We start from the raw sequence: 16,155 nt of genomic DNA, 5'->3' as shown, positions 1-16,155 counted from the left end.
CCCCGGCCCCCAGCGCCCCACCCCGAGCCCCCAGCCCCCAGCGCCCCACCCCGAGCCCCCAGCCCCCGCCGCTACCCGATGTCCGTCGGATCCACCCGCACCCGCACCGGCTCCGCCGTCCGCAGCGCGATCCGCGCGATCTGCGCCGCCTTGAGCGCCGCCGCCAGCGCCGTCCCCTGCCCGGGCGCCACCCGCAGCAGCGCCCGCTCCTGCTCCTCCCCGCGCAGCGCGGGCACCGGCACCGGTCCGAGCACGTCGGCGCCCTCCGGCAGCCGGATCAGGTTCAGCAGGTCGGCGACGGCGGCCGGGCTCCCGCTCACCGCGGCCATCCGCGACACCGGCGGGAAGTGCAGCTGCGCCCTTTCGTCCCGCTCCAGCCCGGCGTGCCCCAGCGGGTCCCAGCGCACCAGCGCCTGCACCGGCCGGGCCGACGGCTCGGCGACCACGACGACCGTCCCGCCCTCCGTCGAGGGCCGGGCGAGCGCGGCCGCCGCCAGCCAGAGCCGCAGGGTCTCCTCCCCGGCCCGCAGGTCGGGCCGGCTGAGCAGTGCCCAGCCGTCGAGCAGCAGCACCGCGCCGTACCCGGTGCCCTCGACCAACGGCTCCGCCCCCGGGGTGGAGATCACCAGCGAGGGCTCGTCGGGCACGGTGTCCAGCACCGCGTCCCGCCCCGAGGTCCGGACCGGGATCCGCGGGAACGCCTTGCCCAGTTCCTCCGCGGTGCGCCGGGCGCCGACCACCTGGGCCCGCAGCCGGAACGAGCCGCACTCGGGGCAGTGCCAGTCGTTCTCGGCCTCCCCGCACCAGCTGCAGCTCAGCCCGGCGTCCGCGGCGGGCGCCTCCAGCGGCCCCTCGCAGCGCCGGCAGCGGGCGGGGGTGCGGCAGCGTCCGCAGGCCAGCCGGGGCACGTAGCCGCGCCGGGGCACCTGGATGAGCACCGGGTGCCCGGCCGCCAGCGACTCCCGGGCGGCCTCCCAGGCGATCGAGGGCAGCCGGGCGGCCTGGGCGGCGGCGTCCCGGTGCTGGTCCTGGTCGGTGACGGTCCGTACCCGGGGCGCGACCTGCCGCACCACCTCCCGGTCGGCGACCAGCGGCCGCGCCCAACCGGTGCTGACCAGCTGGGCGCCCTCGACGGTCACCGCGTGCCCGCCGAGCAGGACGGCCGCACCCTCCTCGGCGGCGCGCAGCAGCGCGACCTCGCGCACATGCGGGTGGGGGGCGCGCGGGTCGCTGTGGCTGCCGTCGCCGTCGGACCACACCACCACCAGCCCGAGGTCGCGCACCGGCGCGAACATGGTGGCCCTGGTGCCGATCGCGGCGTGCACCGAGCCGCGGCTGACCGCGAGCCAGCGCCGGTAGCGCTCGCGCGGGCCGAGTTCGGCCTCCAGCGCCATGTGCATCCCCGGTCCGAGCAGCTCGGTCAGCGCCTGGTCGACCCGGGCCACCGACCGCCGGTCCGGCAGCACCACGAGCGCGCCGCGCCCGCCGGCCAGCGTGGCCGCGACCGCCCGGGCGATCTCGTACGGCCAGCCGGGCCCGGGCAGGGCGGCCCACACGGCGCGCGGCGATCCGCCGCCGGCCAGCGCGGCCAGGAAGTCGGGCCCGGCCGGGTAGCGCTGCCAGCCGCCGGGGGCGGGGACCGGCGGGCGCGGCAGCGGCGGTGGGGAGGGTTCGGCCTCGGCCTTGGCGTGCCGGGGCGGTACGGCGAGCTGCAGCACGTCGGCCAGCGTGCCGGCGTACCGGTCGGCGACGGTGCGGCAGAGCCGGAGCAGCTGCGGGGTGAGCACCGGTTCGGGCGAGAGCACCTGGGCGAGCGGGGCGAGCGGGCCGGCGAAGTCGCTCTTCTCCAGTCGGGCGACGATGAACCCGTCGTGGAGTTCCCCGCCCTCGCGCTGCCCCCTGACCACCCGCGCCCCGAAGCGCACCCGCACCCGGACGCCCGGCTGGGCCTCCTCGGCCATGGCGGCCGGCACCTCGTAGTCGAAGAGCTTGTCGATGGTGAGCACGCCCTTGTCCACCACGACCCGGGCCACCGGCAGGTGCTCGGCCCGCTTGGCCCCGTGCCACGTCCGGGGCTTGGCCCGCTTGACCGTCTCCCGGATGAACGCCAGCTGCTCCGGCTCGGCGGCCCCGTTCTCCCCTGTGCTGCTCATCGCTCCCAAGTACTACCAGCTCACACCGACACCGCGCACAAAGCCACCGCACACAAAGCCACCCCGCACAAAGCCACCGCGCACAGACCCCCCCCCGCACGAAGCCACCGCGCACAAAACGGCGCGGCGCCCACCCCGAGCCGGGGAGGGCGCCGCTTCGAGCAACCAGGTCAGTCCTGGACGGCAGCCTTCAGCTGCTCCACCCGGTCGGTGCGCTCCCAGGTGAAGTCCGGCAGCTCCCGGCCGAAGTGGCCGTACGCGGCGGTCTGGGAGTAGATCGGCCGCAGCAGGTCCAGGTCGCGGATGATCGCGGCCGGGCGGAGGTCGAAGACCTCGGAGACGGCCTTCTGGATCGAGAGGACCGGCACGGTCTCGGTGCCGAAGGTCTCCACGAACAGGCCGACCGGCTCGGCCTTGCCGATCGCGTACGCGACCTGCACCTCGGCGCGGCTGGCGAGGCCGGCGGCGACGATGTTCTTCGCCACCCAGCGCATCGCGTACGCGGCCGAGCGGTCCACCTTGGACGGGTCCTTGCCGGAGAAGGCGCCGCCACCGTGGCGGGCCATGCCGCCGTAGGTGTCGATGATGATCTTGCGGCCGGTGAGGCCGGCGTCGCCCATCGGGCCGCCGATCTCGAAGCGGCCGGTCGGGTTGACCAGCAGGCGGTAACCGTCGGTGGTCAGCTTGATGCCCTGGTCGGCCAGGGCCTTCAGCTCCGGCTCCACGACGAACTCGCGGATGTCCGGGGTGAGCAGCGACTCCAGGTCGATGTCACTGGCGTGCTGGGTGGAGACGACCACGGTGTCGAGGCGGACGGCCTTGTCGCCGTCGTACTCGATGGTGACCTGGGTCTTGCCGTCGGGGCGCAGGTACGGGATGGTCCCGTTCTTGCGCACCTCGGTGAGGCGGCGGGAGAGGCGGTGCGCCAGGGTGATCGGCAGCGGCATCAGCTCGGGCGTCTCGTCGGACGCGTAGCCGAACATCAGGCCCTGGTCGCCGGCCCCCTGCTTGTCCAGGTCATCCTCGTCGCCCTCGACCCGGGCCTCGTACGCGGTGTCGACACCCTGCGCGATGTCGGGCGACTGGGCCCCGATGGACACCGACACGCCGCAGGAGGCGCCGTCGAAGCCCTTCTTGGAGCTGTCGTAGCCGATCTCCAGGATCTTGTCCCGGACGAGCTGGGCGATCGGCGCGTACGCCTTGGTGGTCACCTCGCCGGCCACGTGCACCTGGCCGGTGGTGATGAGCGTCTCCACGGCGACCCGGGAGGTCGGGTCCTCCCGCAGGAGAGCGTCAAGGATGGTGTCGCTGATCTGGTCAGCGATCTTGTCGGGGTGTCCCTCGGTCACGGATTCCGAGGTGAACAGGCGGCGAGACACAGCGCTCCCTGGGGTTGCAGCGGCTGCTGACTGAAGGCCCCCGGCGAAACCGGGGACATCCGGAAAGACTTGATTCCTGGATTCTAACGGTCTGCTTCCGTCGAACGTCACCCGCTTCCGGAAATCAAGACCGTTCTCCAGCGGGACTCGATCAGTTCCGACCCGATTCCAGCCGCTTTGCGACCAGGTCCCAGACGACGTCCGCGAGCGCCTCCTTGGGCCCGACCGGTACGGGGGTCTCGCTGCCGTCCGCCCCCAGTACCACGGCCTCGTTGACGTCCTGCCCGAAGGCCTTTCCGTCGCCCACCTCGTTGACGACCAACAGGTCGCAGCCCTTGCGGGTGAGCTTGGCCCGGCCGTTGGCGAGCACGTCGTCGGTCTCCGCCGCGAAACCCACCACCAGTTGGCCCGAACGGGGCCGGTGCGCCGACAGCTCGGCCAGCACGTCGGGGTTGCGGACCAGCGCGACCGGCGCCGGCTCGACCCCCTCGACCTTCTTGATCTTGCCGGTCGCGTACTCGGCGGGCCGGAAGTCCGCCACCGCGGCGGCCATCACCACGGCGTCCGCGTCCGCGGCCGCCTTCAGCGCCGCCTCGCGCAGCTCCAGCGCGGTCGAGACGTGCACCACGTCCACCCCGGCCGGGTCGGGCAGCTCGGCGTTGGCCGAGACGAGGGTCACCCGCGCCCCGCGCGCCGCGGCGGTCACGGCGAGCGCGTAGCCCTGCTTGCCGGAGGAGCGGTTGCCGAGGAAGCGCACCGGGTCCAGCGGCTCCCGGGTGCCGCCGGCCGAGACCACCACGTGCCGGCCGGCCAGGTCGGTGGGCACCGCCCCGCCGCGGCGCAGCACGGCCCGGCAGGCCTCGAAGATCGCGCCGGGCTCGGGCAGCCGCCCCTTGCCGGTGTCCTTGCCGGTGAGCCGCCCGACGGCCGGCTCCAGCACGATCACACCGCGCCGGCGCAGGGTGGCGACGTTCTCCCGGGTGGCCGGGTGCTCCCACATCTCGGTGTGCATGGCGGGCGCCAGGACGACCGGGCAACGGGCGGTGAGCAGGGTGTTGGTCAGCAGGTCGTCGGCGAGCCCGTGGGCGGCCTTGGCGATCAGGTCGGCGGTGGCGGGGGCGACCACCACCAGGTCGGCCTGCTGCCCGATCCGCACGTGCGGCACCTCGTGCACGCGCTCCCAGGTCTCGGTGGCGGCCGGGCGGCCGGACAGCGCGGCCCAGGTGGCCTCGCCGACGAAGTGCAGCGCCGCCGCGGTCGGCACCACGGTGACCTGGTGGCCGGACTCGGTGAACCGGCGCAGCAGCTCGCACGCCTTGTAGGCGGCGATCCCGCCGCTGACACCCAGAGCCACCCGGGGAGCGTCCACACTCGCGTTCATCTACCGGCCTTTCTCCGCATCGGGAACCCGCCCACCCTACGGCCCCTCAGCCACCCCCCACACCGTGGCCCGGCCCACAACCGGCGACCCCACCGGAAAACGCAGGAGGGCCCGGCGCCCCACCGGAAAACGCCGGAGGGCCCGGCGGAGTGATTCCGCCCGGCCCTCCGGGAAACATACGGGGCTGCCTCAGGCAGCGCCCTCGATCGCCTCGGCGGTCAGCATGCCCGCGTTGATCTCGCGCAGCGCGATCGACAGCGGCTTCTCGTGCACGTGGGTGTCGACCAGCGGGCCGACGTACTCCAGCAGGCCCTCGCCGAGCTGGGAGTAGTAAGCGTTGATCTGGCGCGCGCGCTTGGCGGCGTAGATCACGAGGCTGTACTTCGAGTCGGTGGCCTCAAGCAGCTCGTCGATCGGCGGGTTGATGATGCCCTCGGGCGCGGTCATGGAAGAGGACACGCGAAAACCTTCCGAAAGGGTGGAAAAGACTGACAGGTCAGGCTACACCGAGCAAGGCTAGCAGTTCGGCCGCTACCTGCTCGACGGAGGTGTTGACAAGGGTGGTGTCGAACTCGGCCTCGGCCGCGAGCTCGACCTTGGCCGCCTCCAGCCGCCGCGCGATCACGTCCTGCGCCTCGGTGCCCCGGCCGGTCAGCCGGCGGACCAGCTCGTCCCAGCTCGGCGGTGCCAGGAAGACCAGCTGGGCCTCCGGCATCGACTCGCGCACCTGGCGGGCGCCCTGCAGGTCGATCTCCAGCAGGACGGGCTCGCCGCGCTCCAGCTTCTCCAGCACGGCCGCACGGGGGGTGCCGTAGCGGTTGCCCGCGAACTCGGCCCATTCCAGCAACTCGCCGTTGGCGATCAGCTTGTCGAACTCGTCGTTGTCGACGAAGTGGTACTGGACACCGTTCTTCTCGCCGGGCCTCGGGTGCCGGGTGGTGGCCGACACCGAGAGCCAGACCTCGGGGTGCATCTTCCTCATATGAGCGACGACCGTGCTCTTGCCGACCCCCGAGGGGCCGGAGAGCACGGTCAGCCGCGGACGCTCACTCATGCACCGATTATCCCGGATCGCGGACGATCCCGGGACCACGGGGGCACGGTCAGGCGGCGCCACCGCCGAACTCCCGCTCCAGGGAGGCGATCTGGTTCGTTCCGAGACCGCGGACACGGCGGCTCTCGCTGATGCCGAGGCGCTCCATGATCTGCTTGGCGCGAACCTTGCCGACGCCCGGAAGGGACTCCAGCAGGGCCGACACCTTCATCTTGCCGATGACATCGTTGTCATTCTTGCCGGCCTTGATCACCTCGTGCAGGGAGGCGCCGGAGTGCTTGAGCCGGTTCTTGACCTCGGCGCGCTCCCGGCGAGCCTCGGCGGCCTTGGCGAGCGCGGCGGTGCGCTGTTCAGGGGTAAGGGGCGGAAGAGCCACGCCGTTCACCTCAGGGTGTGGAAGGAAGGGATTGAGCTATGACTGGTTCGGTACTCAGGACACCGTCCGCAAGGGGAGCCCAATGGGGAACCACAGGGCCCTGACCTGCGGGAGCTGCGGGATTCGCAACTCGCCGATGACCTATCGCCGGACACTACCCGGATTGCGGCGCCGCGTCAGGAAAAGAACACGAAAAGTCCTGGTCAGCCAAGGCCGACCAGGACTTTCCAGGGCAAAATGACCGCGATTGCGAAACTTTGACGGGCTCGATGTGACGGCGCTCACGTCAACTCCGGCGCCGCCCCGCCGTCCTGCGGACACTGCGCACGGTCACCGCCCGGCTACCGGTCGGCTACCGGCCGGGCCGCCCGCGCTACTTGACGGCGTCCGCGAACTCGCCGACGAAGCGCTCCGCCGCCTCCCGCAGGGCCGGCACCGACGGCCCGTGCTTGAGCACGTCCCGGCTGACGCTCGGCACCACGTTGATCACCGAGGCGCCGAACACCCGCGGCAGGTCCGCCATGGTCGCGCCCTGGGCGCCGATCCCGGGGGCCAGCAGCGGGCCGTTGATGGCCAGGTCCACGCCCGCGTCGGCCAGCGTCGCGCCGACCACCGCGCCGTAGGAGCCCAGCGGCGCGGCGTCCGCGTTCTCGGCCGCCAGCTGGCGCAGCACGGACGCGGCGACCGGCTCGCCGTCCGCACCGACCGCGCGCTGCACCTCGGCGCCCTCCGGGTTGGAGGTGAGCGCCAGCGCGAACACCCCGCAGCCCTGCTCGCGGGCCAGGTCCAGGGCCGGGCGCAACGAGCCGAAGCCCAGGTACGGGCTGACCGTGAGGGCGTCCGAGAACAGCGGGCTGCCGGGCGACAGGAAGGCCTCCGCGTAGGCGGCCATGGTGGAGCCGATGTCGCCGCGCTTGGCGTCCATCAGGACCAGCGCACCGGCCGCGCGGGCCTCCTCGACGGTCTTCTCCAGCACCGCGACGCCCTTGCTGCCGAAGCGCTCGAAGAAGGCGGCCTGCGGCTTGAGCACGGCCACCCGGTCGGCCAGCGCCTCCACCACGGTGCGGCTGAAGGTCTCCAGCCCGGCGAGGTCGTCGCCGAGCCCCCAGGCGGAGAGCAGGGAGGCGTGCGGGTCGATGCCGACGCAGAGCTGGCCGCGGGTGTCGAGGGCCTGGCGCAGCCGGGCGCCGAACGGGGCGAGGGTCATGTCGTCCTTTCCAGATCCTGTACGGGGTCCTGTACGGGGGGTCACGAGCTGCGGACGGCGCTGCCGACGGCCGCCGCCAGGTTGCGGAAGCCCGCGGCGCGGACCCGGGCGGAGAGGCCCCGGTGGATCCGGCGGCACCAGAACGGCCCCTCGTAGATGAAGGCGCTGTAGCCCTGCACGAGGTCGGCGCCGTGGATGATCCGCTGCCAGGCGTCCTCGGCGGTCTCCACGCCGCCGACCGAGACCAGCGTCAGCCGGCCCCCCGTGCGGGCGCGCAGCCGCTGCAGCACCTCCAGGGCGCGGGCCTTCAGCGGGGCGCCGGACAGGCCGCCCATGCCGATCTCCTCGACCCGCCGCGGGTCGGCCCGCAGGCCCTCGCGGCCGATCGTGGTGTTGGTGGCGATGATGCCGTCCAGGCCGAGCTCCAGGGCGAGGTCGGCGACCCCGTCGACGTCCTCGTCGGCCAGGTCGGGGGCGATCTTGACCAGCAGCGGCACGTGGTGCGCGGTGGTGCGGTCGGCGGCCTCGCGGACGGCGGCCAGCAGCGGGCGCAGGTGGTCGACGGCCTGGAGGTTGCGCAGCCCGGGGGTGTTCGGGGAGCTGACGTTGACCACCAGGTAGTCGGCGTACTTCGCCAGCCGCTCGGTCGACTTGACGTAGTCGGCGACGGCGTCGGCCTCCTCGACCACCTTGGTCTTGCCGATGTTGACGCCGATCACCGGGGTGGAGCTGGTGTGCGGGCGGGCGGCCAGCCGGGCGGCGACCCGGGCCGAGCCCTGGTTGTTGAAGCCCATCCGGTTGATCAGCGCGCGGTCCTCGACCAGGCGGAACAGCCGGGGCGCCGGGTTGCCGGGCTGGGGCTCGCCGGTGATGGTGCCGATCTCGACGTAGTCGAAGCCGAGCATCGCCAGGCCGTCGATGCCGACGCCGTTCTTGTCGAAGCCGGCCGCGAGCCCGAACGGGCCGGGCAGGTCCAGGCCGAGGGCCCTGGTGTGCAGCGCCCGGTCGCGCGGGGCGAGCACCAGCCGCACCAGGGTGCGCAGGCCGGGCACCGAGGAGGCGAGCCGGATCCAGAAGAAGGCGAGGTGGTGGGCCTTCTCCGGGTCCATCTTCTTGAAGACGAGGTCGAACAGGAACTTGTACACAGTGGGGTCAACTCCCGCAGCGGAAACCGTGATAAAGGGCTCGGGCGCAGCCCGCCGAGCAAAGGGTGGTGGTGGGCGACGGGTGGGCACAGCAGTGGGGGGCACCGATCTCCGGTACCCCCCACTGCGGTGGTGCTACTTGCGACCGGCGTTGATCAGCTCGGCGTGCTCCTGGAGCGACATCACTCCGACCTCGTCGCGCAGCAGCGCGTCCATGCCCTGGACGGCCGCGCCCATCGCCTGGACGGTGGTCAGGCAGGGCACCCCGCGGGAGACCGCGGCGGTGCGGATCTCGTAGCCGTCGAGGCGGCCGCCGGTGCCGTACGGCGTGTTGATGATCAGGTCGACCTCGCCGTCGTGGATCAGCTGGACGATCGTCTTCTCACCGTTCGGGCCCTCGCCCTCGCTGTGCTTGCGCACCAGGGTGGACGGGATGCCGCCGCGGTGCAGCACCTCGGCGGTGCCGGCGGTGGCGAGCACCTCGAAGCCGAGGCCGACCAGCGCCCGGGCCGGGAAGACCAGGTTGCGCTTGTCCCGGTTGGCGACCGAGACGAAGACCTTGCCCTTGGTCGGCAGCGCGCCGTACGCGCCGGACTGCGCCTTGGCGTAGGCGGTGCCGAAGACCTTGTCGATGCCCATGACCTCACCGGTCGAGCGCATCTCCGGGCCGAGCACGGTGTCCACGCCGCGGCCGTGGATGTCGCGGAAGCGGCTCCACGGCATCACGGCCTCCTTGACCGCGATCGGGGCGTCGGCCGGCAGGGTGCCGCCGTCGCCCTCGGCCGGGAGCAGGCCCTCGGCGCGCAGCTCGGCGATGGTGGCGCCGAGCGAGATCCGGGCGGCGGCCTTGGCCAGCGGCACGGCGGTCGCCTTGGAGGTGAACGGGACGGTGCGGGAGGCGCGCGGGTTGGCCTCCAGCACGTAGAGGATGTCCCCGGCCAGCGCGAACTGGATGTTGATCAGGCCGCGGACGCCGACACCGCGCGCGATGGCCTCGGTGGAGGTGCGCAGGCGCTTGATGTCGTAGCCGCCCAGGGTGATCGGGGGCAGCGCGCAGGCGGAGTCGCCGGAGTGGATGCCGGCCTCCTCGATGTGCTCCATGACGCCGCCGAGGTAGAGCTCGGTGCCGTCGTAGAGCGCGTCGACGTCGATCTCCACCGCGTCGTCCAGGAAGCGGTCGATCAGCACCGGGTGCTCGGAGATCAGACCGGCGTGCCGCTCCAGGTAGGAGGCGAGCGAGGCCTCGTCGTAGACGATCTCCATGCCGCGGCCGCCGAGCACGTAGGACGGGCGGGCCAGGACGGGGTAGCCGATCTCGTCGGCGATCGCCTTGGCCTCCGCGAAGGAGAAGGCGGTGCCGTGCTTGGGGGCGGGCAGCCCGGCGTCGCGCAGCACGCGGCCGAAGGCGCCGCGCTCCTCGGCGAGGTCGATCGCCTCGGGCTGGGTGCCGACGATCGGCACGCCGTTGTCCTTGAGCGCCTGGGCCAGGCCCAGCGGGGTCTGGCCGCCGAGCTGGACGATCACGCCGGCCAGCGGTCCGGCCTGCCGCTCGGCGTGGACGATCTCCAGCACGTCCTCCAGGGTGAGCGGCTCGAAGTAGAGCCGGTCGGAGGTGTCGTAGTCGGTGGAGACGGTCTCCGGGTTGCAGTTGACCATGACGGTCTCGTACCCGGCGTCGGCGAGCGCGAAGGAGGCGTGCACGCAGGAGTAGTCGAACTCGATGCCCTGGCCGATGCGGTTGGGGCCCGAGCCGAGGATGATCACGGCGGGCTTGGTGCGCGGGGCGACCTCGCTCTCCTCGTCGTAGGACGAGTAGAAGTACGGGGTCTTGGCGGCGAACTCGGCGGCGCAGGTGTCGACGGTCTTGAACACCGGGCGGATGCCGAGCGCGTGGCGCACCTCGCGGACGACGTCCGGGCGCAGGCCGCGGATCTCGCCGATCTGCTGGTCGGAGAAGCCGTGCCGCTTGGCGTGGCGCAGCAGCTCGGGGGTGAGCTCGGCGGCCTCGGCCAGCTCGCCGGCGATCTCGTCCAGCAGGAAGAGCTGGTCGACGAACCACGGGTCGATCTTCGTGTACTCGAAGACCTCCTCCGGGGTGGCGCCGGCCCGGATGGCGTCCATCACGGTGTTGATCCGGCCGTCGGTCGGCACGGTGGACTTGACCAGCAGCTCGGCCTTGTCGCCGAGGGGGCCGGTCCAGCTGAACTGGGAGCCCTTCTTCTCCAGCGAGCGCAGCGCCTTCTGCAGCGCCTCGGGGAAGTTGCGGCCCATGGCCATGGCCTCGCCGACGGACTTCATGGTGGTGGTCAGCGTCGCGTCGGCGCTCGGGAACTTCTCGAACGCGAACCGCGGGACCTTGACCACGACGTAGTCGAGGGTCGGCTCGAAGGAGGCCGGGGTCTGCTCGGTGATGTCGTTGGGGATCTCGTCCAGGGTGTAGCCGACGGCCAGCTTGGCGGCGATCTTGGCGATCGGGAAGCCGGTGGCCTTGGAGGCGAGCGCCGAGGAGCGGGAGACGCGCGGGTTCATCTCGATGACGATGACCCGGCCGTCGACGGGGTTGACGGCGAACTGGATGTTGCAGCCGCCGGTGTCGACGCCGACCTCGCGGATGACGGCGATGCCGATGTCGCGCAGGATCTGGTACTCGCGGTCGGTGAGGGTCATCGCCGGGGCGACGGTGATCGAGTCACCGGTGTGCACGCCCATCGGGTCGAAGTTCTCGATGGAGCAGACGACCACGACGTTGTCGTTCTTGTCGCGCATCAGCTCCAGCTCGTACTCCTTCCAGCCGAGGATGGACTCCTCCAGGAGCACCTCGGTGGTCGGCGAGAGGGCCAGGCCCTGGCCGGCGATGCGGCGCAGGTCCTCCTCGTTGTGGGCGAAGCCGGAGCCGGCGCCGCCCATGGTGAAGGAGGGGCGGACCACGACCGGGTAGCCGCCGAGGGTGTCGACGCCGGCCAGCACCTCGTCCATGGTGTGGCAGATGACCGAGCGGGCGGACTCGCCGTACCCGATCTTGGCCTTGACGGCCTCGACGACGCCCTTGAAGAGCTCGCGGTCCTCGCCCTTGTTGATCGCCTCGACGTCGGCGCCGATCAGCTCGACGCCGTACTTGTCCAGCGTGCCCGCGCCGTGCAGCGAGATCGCGGTGTTGAGCGCGGTCTGGCCGCCCAGGGTCGGCAGCAGCGCGTCGGGGCGCTCCTTGGCGATGATCTTCTCGACGAACTCCGGGGTGATCGGCTCGACGTAGGTGGCGTCGGCGATCTCCGGGTCGGTCATGATCGTGGCCGGGTTGGAGTTGACCAGCACGACCCGCAGGCCTTCGGCCTTGAGGACGCGGCAGGCCTGGGTGCCCGAGTAGTCGAACTCGGCGGCCTGGCCGATGACGATCGGGCCGGAGCCGATCACCAGGACGGACTTGATGTCAGTGCGCTTAGGCACGCTGGCCCTCCATGAGCTTCACGAAGCGGTCGAACAGGTAGGCGGCGTCGTGCGGGCCGGCGGCCGCTTCGGGGTGGTACTGCACGCTGAAGGCGGGCACGTCGAGCGCCTGCAGGCCCTCGACCACGTCGTCGTTGAGGCAGACGTGGGAGACCTCGACCCGCCCGTAGGGGGTGTCGCTCACCTGGTCCAGCGGCGCGTTCACGGCGAAGCCGTGGTTGTGGGCGGTCACCTCGACCTTGCCGGTGGTGCGGTCCTGCACCGGCTGGTTGATGCCGCGGTGGCCGTACTTGAGCTTGTAGGTGCCGAAGCCGAGGGCGCGGCCCAGGATCTGGTTGCCGAAGCAGATCCCGAAGAACGGGGTCTTCCGCTCCAGCACGCCCTGCGCGACGGCGACCTGGTGGTCGGCGGTGGCCGGGTCGCCCGGGCCGTTGGAGAAGAAGACGCCGTCCGGGTTGACGGCGTAGACGTCCTCCAGGGTGGAGTTGGCCGGCAGCACGTGCACCTCGATGCCGCGCTCGGCCATCCGCTGCGGGGTCATCGCCTTGATGCCGAGGTCCAGCGCGGCGACGGTGAAGCGCTTCGCACCGATCGCGGGCACGACGTACGGCTCGGTGGTGGCCACCTCGGCGCACAGGTCGGCGCCCTTCATCTCGGGCGACTGCTGCACCCGGGTGAGCAACTCGGCCGGGTCGGCCAGCGTCTCGCCGGAGAAGATGCCGCAGCGCATCGCGCCGCGCTCGCGCAGGTGGCGGGTCAGCGCGCGGGTGTCGATGCCGCTGATGCCGACCACGCCCTGGCGGGCGAGCTCCTCGTCCAGCGAGCGGCGGGAGCGCCAGTTGGACGCCACCCGGGCGGGGTCGCGCACCACGTAGCCGGCGACCCAGATCTGCTTGGACTCGTCGTCCTCGTCGTTCCAGCCGGTGTTGCCGATCTGCGGGGCGGTCATCACGACCACCTGGCGGTGGTACGACGGGTCGGTCAGGGTCTCCTGGTAGCCGGACATGCCGGTGTTGAAGACCGCCTCGCCGAAGGTCTCGCCGGTGGCGCCGTAGGCCTGGCCGCGGAAGGTCCGGCCGTCCTCCAGGACGAGCACGGCGGGGACGCGTTCCCGCCGTTGGCGCTGCGTGGTGGGGGCAGGTGCGGTCATTGCGCGGCCTCTTCCGTCTTCTTCGTCTTCGTAGTACGTGTTGCGAGCTGGGTGATCGCCTCGACCCAGGCGGGGTGCTCGTCGGGGTGGTCGGCCCGGAAGCCGGAATCCAGCTCGGTGTCCTCGTGGGTCCAGGTGACCACCAGCAGTCCGGAGGGGACGACCTTGCCCGCGATCCCGGAGTCCGTCCGGGCGCCGGTGAGGTGCTCGGCCGGGATCCAGAAGTCGACGTCGCCGGGGCGCTGCACCAGCAGGCCGTCCTCGCCGAGGGTGAGGTCGACCCGGCTGCGGGTGCCCAGGCCGTGCGCGACGACCCGGTCGAGCCAGTTCCCGGCGGTGGTGGTGCCGTGGTACCGGCCGCTGGTCTCCAGGATGGTCCGCCCGGGGCGGGCCGGCACGGCGGGCAGCGGCGGGATCCCGGACTGCAGGGTGCGCCGCCAGTTCCAGCCCTGGCGCATCAGCCAGTAGACCAGGCCGATGATGATCAGCAGCCCGATCGACCAGCCGATGTAGCCGGGCCAGTCGGTGACCTTCGCCTGCTCCCTGGCGAGCGTGGCGTGGTCCATCACTTCAGCCCGCCCTGCTCGGCCAGCTCACCGGCCAGCACGGTGGCGCGACCGCGCAGGAAGGTGGCGTGCACCCGTCCGGGCAGGTCCATGCCCTTGTAAGGGGTGTTGCGGCTGCGGGTCGCGAAGCTCTCGGGGTTCACGGCACCACGGTACGCGGGATCGAAGAGCACCAGGTTGGCGGGCTCACCCACCGAGATCGGCCGGCCCTGCCCGGTGAGACGGCCGATCCGGGCCGGGCGGTGCGACATCCGGTCCGCGACGCCCTCCCAGTTCAGCAGGCCGGTGTCGACCATGGTCTGCTGCACGACCGACAGCGCGGTCTCCAGCCCGACCATGCCCATCGCGGCCACGGCCCACTCGCAGTCCTTGTCCTCGGCCGAGTGCGGCGCGTGGTCGGTGGCGACGGCGTCGATGGTGCCGTCGGCGAGCGCCTTGCGCAGCGCCTGGACGTCCTCGGCGGTGCGCAGCGGCGGGTTCACCTTGTACACCGGGTCGTAGGAGCGGACCAGTTCGTCGGTGAGCAGCAGGTGGTGCGGGGTGACCTCGGCGGTGACGTCCCAGCCCTTGGACTTGGCCCAGCGGACGATCTCGACCGAGCCGGCCGTGGAGAGGTGGCAGACGTGCAGCCGGGAGCCGACGTGCGCGGCGAGCAGCACGTCGCGGGCGATGATCGACTCCTCGGCGACGGCCGGCCAGCCGCCCAGTCCGAGCTCCCCGGAGACCTGGCCCTCGTTCATCTGGGCGCCCTCGGTCAGCCGCGGCTCCTGGGCGTGCTGGGCGACGACACCGTCGAAGGCCTTGACGTACTCCAGGGCGCGGCGCATCAGCACCGCGTCGTCCACGCACTTGCCGTCGTCGGAGAAGACCCGGACACCGGCGGCGGACTCGTGCATCGCGCCCAGCTCGGCGAGCTTCTTGCCCTCCAGGCCGACGGTGACGGCGCCGACCGGCTGCACGTCGCAGTAGCCGGCCTCCTGGCCGAGCCGCCAGACCTGCTCGACCACGCCGGCGGTGTCGGCCACCGGGGTGGTGTTGGCCATCGCGTGGACGGCGGTGAAGCCGCCCATCGCGGCGGCCTGGGTGCCGGTGAGCACGGTCTCGGCGTCCTCGCGGCCGGGCTCGCGCAGGTGGGTGTGCAGGTCGACCAGGCCGGGCAGGGCGATCATGCCGGTGGCGTCGATCTCGATGTCCGCCTCGACGGCCAGACCGGTGCCGATCGCCTGGACGACGCCGTCGGCGAGGTGGAGGTCCTGCGGGGCGCCGCCCAGGATCTTGGCGTTGCGGATCAGGTAGCTGGTCACTGAGCGGTCTCCACGGAGTCGGTGCGGGGGGCGGCGGCGGTGTCGGTGGTGCCGTCGGCGAACACGGCGCCGCCGAGCAGCAGGTAGAGGACGGCCATCCGGACGGAGACGCCGTTGGCGACCTGCTCGACCACGGTGCAGCGCGGCGAGTCGGCGACCTCGGCGGTGATCTCCATGCCGCGGACCATCGGGCCGGGGTGCATCACGATGGCGTGACCGGGCAGCTGGGCCATCCGGAGGCCGTTCATGCCGTAGCGGCGGCTGTACTCGCGCTCGGTCGGGAAGAACGCGGCGTTCATCCGCTCGCGCTGCACCCGCAGCATCATCAGGGCGTCGGTCTTGGGCAGCACCCGGTCGAGGTCGTAGCTGACCTCGCAGGGCCAGTTCTCGATGCCGATCGGCAGCAGGGTCGGCGGGGCGACGAAGGTCACCTGGGCACCGAGGGTGGTCAGCAGGTGCACGTTGGAGCGGGCGACCCGGCTGTGCAGGATGTCACCGACGATCGTGACCCGGCGGCCCGCGAGGTCGTTGCCCAGGCCGGCGTTGAGGTGGCGGCGCATGGTGAAGGCGTCGAGCAGCGCCTGGGTGGGGTGCTCGTGGGTGCCGTCACCGGCGTTGATCACACTGCCGTGGAGCCAGTCGGACTGGGCCAGCCGGGCCGGCGCGCCGGAGGCGTGGTGCCGGATGACGACCGCGTCGGCGCCCATCGCCTGCAGGGTCAGCGCGGTGTCCTTGAGGCTCTCGCCCTTGGAGACGGACGAGCCCTTGGCGGAGAAGTTGATGACGTCCGCGGACAGTCGCTTCTCGGCGGCCTCGAAGGAGGTCTTGGTGCGGGTGGAGTCCTCGAAGAAGAGGTTGACGACGGTGCGGCCGCGCAGCGTGGGCAGCTTCTTGACGGCCCGGCCGGAGAGCTGGGCCAGCTCCTCGGCGGTGTCCAGGATCAGCAGCGCGTCGTCGCGGCTGAGATCGGCGGCGGAGACGAGGTGGCGCTTCACG

At 72.2% G+C, this 16,155-nt stretch carries 13 protein-coding genes; all 13 read right to left on the bottom strand.

From position 1 onward, the window contains the following. Positions 1-71 precede the first annotated feature (71 nt). The 13 genes from ACZ47G_RS21195 to ACZ47G_RS21135 all read right to left on the bottom strand — a co-directional run bounded on the left by ACZ47G_RS21195 (position 72) and on the right by ACZ47G_RS21135 (position 16,154). Complete coding sequence (locus ACZ47G_RS21195; protein WP_465744765.1) at positions 72-2,153, bottom strand: primosomal protein N'; 2,082 nt, start codon at positions 2,151-2,153, stop codon at positions 72-74. Between the two features lie 170 nt (positions 2,154-2,323). Then, complete coding sequence (gene metK, locus ACZ47G_RS21190) at positions 2,324-3,532, bottom strand: methionine adenosyltransferase (protein ID WP_465744763.1); 1,209 nt, start codon at positions 3,530-3,532, stop codon at positions 2,324-2,326. A 151-nt stretch (positions 3,533-3,683) separates the two neighbouring features. Next, a complete protein-coding gene (coaBC, locus tag ACZ47G_RS21185; protein WP_465744762.1) occupies positions 3,684-4,913 on the bottom strand; it encodes a bifunctional phosphopantothenoylcysteine decarboxylase/phosphopantothenate--cysteine ligase CoaBC in 1,230 nt (409 codons plus the stop codon). Between the two features lie 189 nt (positions 4,914-5,102). After that, positions 5,103-5,372, bottom strand: coding sequence for a DNA-directed RNA polymerase subunit omega (rpoZ, locus tag ACZ47G_RS21180; RefSeq protein WP_031072480.1), 270 nt, complete (start codon positions 5,370-5,372; stop codon positions 5,103-5,105). 37 nt (positions 5,373-5,409) lie between these two features. Next, positions 5,410-5,967, bottom strand: coding sequence for a guanylate kinase (gmk, locus tag ACZ47G_RS21175; protein ID WP_380458579.1), 558 nt, complete (start codon positions 5,965-5,967; stop codon positions 5,410-5,412). Between the two features lie 49 nt (positions 5,968-6,016). Continuing rightward, positions 6,017-6,343, bottom strand: coding sequence for an integration host factor, actinobacterial type (gene mihF / locus ACZ47G_RS21170; RefSeq protein ID WP_030290269.1), 327 nt, complete (start codon positions 6,341-6,343; stop codon positions 6,017-6,019). 373 nt (positions 6,344-6,716) lie between these two features. Next, positions 6,717-7,550: an orotidine-5'-phosphate decarboxylase gene (pyrF, locus tag ACZ47G_RS21165; protein WP_465744760.1), complete on the bottom strand. Its 834-nt coding sequence runs from the start codon at positions 7,548-7,550 to the stop codon at positions 6,717-6,719. 41 nt (positions 7,551-7,591) lie between these two features. Further along, a complete protein-coding gene (locus ACZ47G_RS21160) occupies positions 7,592-8,695 on the bottom strand; it encodes a quinone-dependent dihydroorotate dehydrogenase (RefSeq protein WP_465744758.1) in 1,104 nt (367 codons plus the stop codon). A 135-nt stretch (positions 8,696-8,830) separates the two neighbouring features. Beyond that, positions 8,831-12,139, bottom strand: a complete 3,309-nt coding sequence (carB, locus tag ACZ47G_RS21155; protein WP_380458585.1) for a carbamoyl-phosphate synthase large subunit — start codon at positions 12,137-12,139, stop codon at positions 8,831-8,833. Further along, positions 12,132-13,289, bottom strand: a complete 1,158-nt coding sequence (gene carA, locus ACZ47G_RS21150) for a glutamine-hydrolyzing carbamoyl-phosphate synthase small subunit (RefSeq protein WP_465744756.1) — start codon at positions 13,287-13,289, stop codon at positions 12,132-12,134. Before carA ends, carB begins: the two co-directional genes overlap by 8 nt. Beyond that, complete coding sequence (locus ACZ47G_RS21145) at positions 13,286-13,855, bottom strand: PH-like domain-containing protein (RefSeq protein WP_465744754.1); 570 nt, start codon at positions 13,853-13,855, stop codon at positions 13,286-13,288. The genes carA and ACZ47G_RS21145 overlap by 4 nt, the downstream gene beginning before the upstream one ends. Next, positions 13,855-15,159 carry a dihydroorotase gene (locus tag ACZ47G_RS21140; RefSeq protein ID WP_465744752.1) on the bottom strand — a complete coding sequence of 435 codons (1,305 nt, stop codon included), beginning with the start codon at positions 15,157-15,159 and terminating at the stop codon, positions 13,855-13,857. The genes ACZ47G_RS21145 and ACZ47G_RS21140 overlap by 1 nt, the downstream gene beginning before the upstream one ends. Continuing rightward, entirely contained in the window at positions 15,156-16,154 is a 999-nt protein-coding gene (locus ACZ47G_RS21135) for an aspartate carbamoyltransferase catalytic subunit (protein WP_465744750.1), read from the bottom strand. Before ACZ47G_RS21135 ends, ACZ47G_RS21140 begins: the two co-directional genes overlap by 4 nt. Position 16,155 lies beyond the last annotated feature (1 nt).

It is taken from the genome of Kitasatospora sp. NPDC030952 (assembly GCF_055571335.1).
This window is presented reverse-complemented; position numbering and strand designations above follow the sequence as displayed.

Excerpts from the sequence above, each read along its gene's own strand:
- gmk (WP_380458579.1), bottom strand. The coding sequence starts at position 5,967 with ATGAGTGAGCGTCCGCGGCTGACCGTGCTCTCCGGCCCCTCGGGGGTC.
- carA (WP_465744756.1), bottom strand. The coding sequence starts at position 13,289 with ATGACCGCACCTGCCCCCACCACGCAGCGCCAACGGCGGGAACGCGTC.
- ACZ47G_RS21145 (WP_465744754.1), bottom strand. The coding sequence starts at position 13,855 with ATGGACCACGCCACGCTCGCCAGGGAGCAGGCGAAGGTCACCGACTGG.
- pyrF (WP_465744760.1), bottom strand. The coding sequence starts at position 7,550 with ATGACCCTCGCCCCGTTCGGCGCCCGGCTGCGCCAGGCCCTCGACACC.
- coaBC (WP_465744762.1), bottom strand. The coding sequence starts at position 4,913 with ATGAACGCGAGTGTGGACGCTCCCCGGGTGGCTCTGGGTGTCAGCGGC.
- ACZ47G_RS21195 (WP_465744765.1), bottom strand. The coding sequence starts at position 2,153 with ATGAGCAGCACAGGGGAGAACGGGGCCGCCGAGCCGGAGCAGCTGGCG.